Raw genomic sequence first — 6,040 nt, 5'->3', positions numbered from 1 at the left:
GTGCCCGCGTCAATGATGATCGCCCCGTCCTGCGGCAACTCGGCCAGCGCCGCCTTGGCGATACGCTCCTTCTCCGCCGTCATCACCTCATCGCGCGTCGCGAGGGCCGGCTCGAAACCGAGGCGCTCGACCGGGATCGCCCCGCCGTGCACGCGCCGCAGCACACCCGAACGCTCCAACGCTGTCAGGTCCCGGCGGATCGTTTCAGTCGTGACGCCGAACCGTTCCGCCAGGGTCACCACGTCGACCCGCCCGGCGGCCCGGGCCTCACACAGGATCTCCTGCTGCCGTTCCTCGGCGTACATCCTGTTGGTTCACCGCCGTTTCAATGTTGTTTTATATGTCTTTATACCCGAGTATGTTGCATGTCAAGGGTCAATGAGAACCGCTCTGTCGTGAGTTTCATGAACCTGTGACCTCCACACACCGGCTCATGATCATGCTGGGCGTCTGTCGAAGAACTGCTCGCCCTCGCGTTCCCGCGCTTCGTCCGTGAAGTTCGTCCGTGTCACAGGTGAGACGGTGCGCATCCGGGCGCGGGGTCGCGAACCGTCAGCGGTATGCCCACGGTCGAGGTGCACCGCACAGAACCGGCCGAACCGGAAGACCCACCACGTTTTCCCGGCTCATCGCCGCGCCACCACGAATTGCCTGCCGATCATCGCCACCCTCCAGAGAACGTCGTTGACGGTGGGAGCCGACAACCTCTGACGCATTCACCTCCTGCCGCTTCGGTGATATCTGCTGGTCGGAGCCACACCACGTCAACGCGTCGTAAGTACTTCCGCGATTGCCGTCTTGATCCCGTAGCGATCGCGCTCATGCTCCCCGCTCGGCTCTAGCGTCGCTGGTGTACGAGTTCTCACCAGGAGGAAGCATGTTGTACGTCCCGGTCCGTCAAGGCGCGTTCAGCACGTCGCTGCGCCTGTTCAGGACTGCTGCGGGGAAGCGGACGGCGGTCGCCTTCACCTCACCGATGCGCCTGGCCAAGGTGCTCGGCTCCGATCAGCACTGGGTACGGCTCAGCGAGCCCGCGCTCAGGAGCATGCTCAAGGAACTGGACACCATCGGCATCGTGATCGACCCCGCAGGGACGATGGCCCGGCACTCCGCCAAGACCGCATGATGCGCGTCATCGAGGCGATCGCACGGGGAGCGAGGACCAGCGGTTCGGCCTGTCGATCGCGACGCGCGGCGGGCGGTGCCGCGGCCCGGGTGCCGGCGCGGGGCTCGCCGGAGCTCGCCGGCCTGACGCGCGGGGAAGTCGGCCTCTGATCGAATGCGAGAAGCGCGGGCAGTCATTCGGCTGCCCGCGTTTCGTCGTTGCCGGTCAGGGATCCCGGAGCGCTGTGAGCGGTTCCAAACCGGTGAGCGGCCTGAAGCCGTTCAGGCCTTGAAGCGATACCCCATACCGGGCTCGGTGATCAGGTGGGCTGGATGCCCGGCGTCGCGTTCGAGTTTGCGCCGCAGCTGGGCCATGTACTGCCGTAGATAGTGGGTCTCCTTGACGTACTTGACCCCCCATACCTCGGTCAGCAGCTGCCGCTGGCTGACGAGCTTGCCCGGGTTGTGTAGCAGGATCTCCAGGATGTGCCATTCGGTCGGCGTCAGCCGTGCCCCGCCGGAGATCGTCTTGTTGGTCAGGTCCACCACGTGGTCGCCGATCGTGATGCTGGCCAGCTCCGCCTCCTGCGCGGACGTGCGGCGCGACACCGCGCGGATCCTGGCCAGCAGCTCGTCGATGCCGAACGGCTTGGTGACGTAGTCGTCGGCACCGGCGTCGAGGGCGTCGACCTTGTCCTGGTTGCCCGCCCTGCCGGACAGCACGATGATCGGCATCGAGGTCCAGCCGCGCAGCCCGTGAATGACGTCGACGCCGTCGAGGTCGGGCAGCCCGAGGTCGAGCACCACCAGGTCGGGATGCCAGTCGGCCGCCTGGCGCAGGGCCGCGCCCCCGTCGGTGGCCACCGCCACCTCGTAGTGGCGGGCGATCAGGTTGATGCGAAGCGCCCGCAGGATCTGCGGTTCGTCGTCGACGACGAGAATGCGTGTCATGCGATCACGGCTCTGGATGAGATGGGCAGCGTCAAGATCATGGTGAGACCTCCCCCTGGTGTCTCTTCCGGCACGAGAGAGCCGCCCATCGCCTCGGTGAGCCCCCTGGAGAGCGCGAGACCGAGGCCGACCCCCGATTGGTTGTCACGATCGCCGAGCCGCTGGAACGGCTTGAAGACCTGGTCATGTGCTTCCGGCGGAATCCCCGGACCGCGGTCGATCACCCGGATCTCCACGTGGTCGCCGTACCAGCTGCCGGTGACCAGCACCCGCTCGCCTGGCGGGCTGTAGCGGACGGCATTGGACATCAGGTTCACCAACACCCCCTCCAGCAGGGCGGGGTCGGCGACCACCTCAGGCAGCTCGACGGAGATGTCCCCCCTGACGCGATCCCGGAGCGGGCCCAGGTCGTCCATCGCCCTGGGCACGACCTCCTCCAGGGCGACCGGCTGGAGGGCGAGCCCGAGCACGCCCGCCTGCAGCCTGCTCATGTCGAGCAGGTTGTCCACCAGGCGATTCAGCTTGACCAGCGACTCGTCCGCCGTGGCGAGCAGCTCCTCCCGGTCCTCCGCGGACCAGTCGATCTCGGTGTTGCGCAGGCTCTCCACGGCGGCTCTGGCCGAGGCCAGCGGGGTGCGCAGGTCGTGGCTGACGGCGGCGAGCAGCGCGGTGCGCATCTTGTCGGCCTCGGCCAGCGGCCTGGCCCGCTCGGCTTCCTCCTCCAGCCGCTGCTGACGCAGCGCGACGGCGGTCTCCGCGGCGAACGCCTCGAGCACCCTGCGGTCGGAGGCGTCGAGCAGTCCCCCGCGCACCGCGAGCACCAGGTTCTCGTCGATCGCCACATCGGTGTCGGCGATTCCGGGGCTGGTGCACGGCTCGCCCCCGGAGGTGGCCACGATCCGCCACGCCTCCGGCTCCGACTGATCGTCGGGGGTCGGCGGTCCCGTCCGCTCCAGAAGCGTGGCGGACACGAGCCCGAACGTCTCCTTGACCCGGGCGAGCAGCGACGGCAGGGCGGCCTCACCACGCAGGACGTGGCCGGCGAGCGTCGACAGGACCTCGGCGTCCGCAGTGGCCCTGGCCGCCTCTCTGGTACGGCGGGCCGCCACGTCGACCACCAGGCTCACCATGATCGCGACCAGCACATAGACGACGAGCGCGAGCAGGTTCTCCGGGTCGTAGACCGTGAACTGGTCGACCGGCGGCGTGAAGTAGTAGTTCAGCAGCAGGAATCCACCGATGGCCGCCGTCACCGCCGGCCACATGCCGCCCACCAGGGAGACGCCGACGACCATCAGCAGGAAGAGCAGGATCTCGCTCGGCAGCGCCGAATCGTCCCTGAACGGGAGCAGAACCGCGGTCAGCGCGGGCATGCCGAGCACCGCCATCGCCCAGCCGATGACCCTGCGCTTGCGGGTCAGCGCGGCTCGCGAGCTCGCGTGGCGGCGGCCCTTCTTGACCTGCGCGTGGGTGATCATGTGGACGTCGATCGAACCCGACAACGCGGTCGTCTCCACCCCGACGCCACGGGACAGGATCTGGGCGAACCTGCCCCGCCTGGACGCGCCGAGCACGAGCTGGGTGGCGTTCACCCCACCGGCGAAGTCGAGCAGCGCGCGCGGGATGTCGTCGCCGACCACCTGGTGGTAGGTGCCGCCCATGTCCTCCACGAGGGTGCGCTGGCGGGCCAGGCTGGCCGGATCGCCGCCGGTCAGGCCGTCCGCCCTGGTGACGTGGACGGCCAGCAGGTCGGCGCCCATACTGCGCACCGCAATGCGGGCTGCGCGCCGTACCAGGGTGTCGCCTTCCGGGCCGCCGGTGAGCGCGACCACCACCCGCTCGCGTGCCTCCCAGGTTTTGGCGATGCCGTGCTCGGCCCGGTAGCGGTCGAGCTGGTCGTCGACTTTTCCCGCGACCCAGAGCAGGGCGAGTTCGCGCAGCGCGGTCAGGTTGCCGATCCTGAAGTAGTTGGACAGCGCGGCGTCCACCTTCTCCGGTGCGTAGATGTTGCCGTGCGCCATCCGCCTGCGCAGCGCCTCGGGCGACATGTCGACCAGCTCGACCTGGTCGGCCCGCCGTACCACCTCATCCGGTATGGTCTCCCGCTGCGGAATGCCGGTGATCTGCTGGACGACGTCGTTGACCGACTCCAGGTGCTGGATGTTGACGGTGGAGACGACGTCGATGCCGGCGTCGAGGATCTCCTCGATCTCCTGCCAGCGCTTGGTATTGCGCGAGCCTGGGATGTTGGTGTGCGCCAGCTCGTCGATCAGCGCCACCTTCGGCGCCCGCTCGATGACGGCATCGACGTCCAGCTCGGTGAAGTGGCTCCCCCGGTAGGCCAGCGTCCTGCGCGGGAGGACCTCCAGGCCGTCAAGCAGCTCGGCGGTGTGGGGGCGGTCGTGGGTCTCGACGAAACCCACGACCACGTCCCTGCCACGCTCCAGCGCCCTGCGTCCCTCGTTGAGCATCGCGAAGGTCTTACCGACTCCGGGAGCCGCCCCGAGGTAGACCCGTAGCCGCCCGCGTGGCACCGCGATCACTACTCCTTGTCGAGGGCCAGGTTGAGTTCGAGCACGTTGACCGCGGGCTCGCCCATGAAACCGAGGGCGCGCCCGGTGGTGTGCTCCTGGATGAGCGCCTTGACCCTGGCGAGGTCCGTTTTGCGCTCCTTGGCCACTCGCGGGGCCTGCAGGTCGGCGTAGGCCACCGAGATGTGCGGGTCGAGGCCCGAGGCGCTGGCCGTGACGGCATCGGCAGGCACCTCGGCCTTCGTCACGCCGCCACGGATCGGGACGGTCTTTCCAGCGGCGTAATCCTCACCCGGCTTGCCGCACTCCACCTTCAGACCCTTGTACTCGGCGATGAAGGGGGTATCGGGGCAGGCCTGGTTGACGCTGACCGCACGGTCGGAGAAGACCTTCAGCACCGCGCCCACACCGTCACCGGTGCAGTACGGCCTGGCGCCGCTGACGCCCTCCAGCTCACCGACCGCCTTGGAGCGGGCGCAGACCTGGGTGAGCAGGCTCTGCCTGCCCTCGTCCGGGTTGCCCTCGTCGTCCTTCGCGCCGGGGACGGGAAGGACGTCCAGGACATCCTCGGGTCCCAGGTTGCTGGCGGCCGTCGACTGCATGTCGTACCCGTCACCCGCGGCCGACGGGCGGCTCTGGAAGTAGGTCCTGACGGGGTTGCCGTCCTTGTCGGTGAAGTTCTGGCCGATGATGGCGCTGCCCACGTCCTTGCCGTCCTGCTGGACGATCGAGCCGTTGGCATTGCCGTTGAACAGGGCCTGGGCCACGCCGGTGGTGACCAGCGGGTAGATCACGCCAAGGAGCACCGTGAGGACGGCGACCGCCCTGATGGCCGCGAGGTGCTGGCGGATCCAGCTAGGTAGGCGTTCCATTTATGACATCCCCGGAAGGAACTGGATGAGCAGGTCGATGATCTTGATACCGATGAACGGGGCGATGATGCCGCCCAGTCCGTAGACGTAGAGGTTGCGGCTGAGCAGCTTCGACGCGCTCGAAGGGCGGTAGCGAACACCTCTGAGCGCCAGCGGGATCAGCGCGATGATCACCAGGGCGTTGAAGACGACCGCGGACAGGATCGCCGACTGCGGGCTGGCCAGACGCATGATGTTCAGCGCGTCCAGGCCGGGATAGACCGCCGCGAACATCGCGGGAATGATCGCGAAGTACTTGGCGATGTCGTTGGCGATCGAGAACGTGGTCAGCGCGCCGCGGGTGATGAGCAGCTGCTTGCCGATCTCGACGATCTCGATGAGCTTGGTCGGGTTGGAGTCGAGGTCGACCATGTTGCCGGCCTCCTTGGCGGCCGACGTGCCGGTGTTCATCGCCACCCCGACGTCGGCCTGCGCGAGCGCGGGCGCGTCGTTGGTGCCGTCACCGGTCATCGCGACCAGCCGGCCGCCCTCCTGCTCCGACCTGATCAGCGCGAGCTTGTCCTCGGGAGTCGCCTCGGCCAG

At 68.1% G+C, this 6,040-nt stretch carries 6 protein-coding genes; 1 reads left to right on the top strand and 5 read right to left on the bottom strand.

The genetic code is table 11. The features are described 5' to 3' along the window. The coding region (locus tag ABZ260_RS44815; protein WP_355569144.1) for a DeoR family transcriptional regulator at positions 1-305 on the bottom strand (305 nt) is incomplete at its 3' end. Between the two features lie 572 nt (positions 306-877). On the opposite strand from ABZ260_RS44815, the gene ABZ260_RS44810 reads away from it, so the two are divergent. Continuing rightward, positions 878-1,126: an SAV_915 family protein gene (locus ABZ260_RS44810; protein WP_350966380.1), complete on the top strand. Its 249-nt coding sequence runs from the start codon at positions 878-880 to the stop codon at positions 1,124-1,126. A gap of 260 nt (positions 1,127-1,386) precedes the next feature. Here ABZ260_RS44810 and ABZ260_RS44805 read toward each other — a convergent pair whose 3' ends face one another. From ABZ260_RS44805 to ABZ260_RS44790, 4 genes are all read right to left on the bottom strand, one after another. Then, positions 1,387-2,055 carry a response regulator gene (locus ABZ260_RS44805; RefSeq protein WP_350966379.1) on the bottom strand — a complete coding sequence of 223 codons (669 nt, stop codon included), beginning with the start codon at positions 2,053-2,055 and terminating at the stop codon, positions 1,387-1,389. Further along, positions 2,052-4,589, bottom strand: a complete 2,538-nt coding sequence (locus tag ABZ260_RS44800; RefSeq protein ID WP_355630268.1) for a sensor histidine kinase KdpD — start codon at positions 4,587-4,589, stop codon at positions 2,052-2,054. Before ABZ260_RS44800 ends, ABZ260_RS44805 begins: the two co-directional genes overlap by 4 nt. An 8-nt stretch (positions 4,590-4,597) precedes the next feature. After that, complete coding sequence (locus tag ABZ260_RS44795; RefSeq protein WP_355630265.1) at positions 4,598-5,458, bottom strand: potassium-transporting ATPase subunit C; 861 nt, start codon at positions 5,456-5,458, stop codon at positions 4,598-4,600. Beyond that, the coding region (locus tag ABZ260_RS44790; protein ID WP_355630262.1) for an HAD-IC family P-type ATPase at positions 5,459-6,040 on the bottom strand (582 nt) is incomplete at its 5' end.

The organism is Streptosporangium sp. NPDC006013 (assembly GCF_040614275.1).
In the GTDB taxonomy this organism is placed as follows: Bacteria; Actinomycetota; Actinomycetes; order Streptosporangiales; family Streptosporangiaceae; genus Streptosporangium.
This window is presented reverse-complemented; position numbering and strand designations above follow the sequence as displayed.

Coding starts and splice junctions, on each gene's coding strand:
- ABZ260_RS44810 (WP_350966380.1), top strand. CDS start 878: ATGTTGTACGTCCCGGTCCGTCAAGGCGCGTTCAGCACGTCGCTGCGC.
- ABZ260_RS44805 (WP_350966379.1), bottom strand. CDS start 2,055: ATGACACGCATTCTCGTCGTCGACGACGAACCGCAGATCCTGCGGGCG.
- ABZ260_RS44795 (WP_355630265.1), bottom strand. CDS start 5,458: ATGGAACGCCTACCTAGCTGGATCCGCCAGCACCTCGCGGCCATCAGG.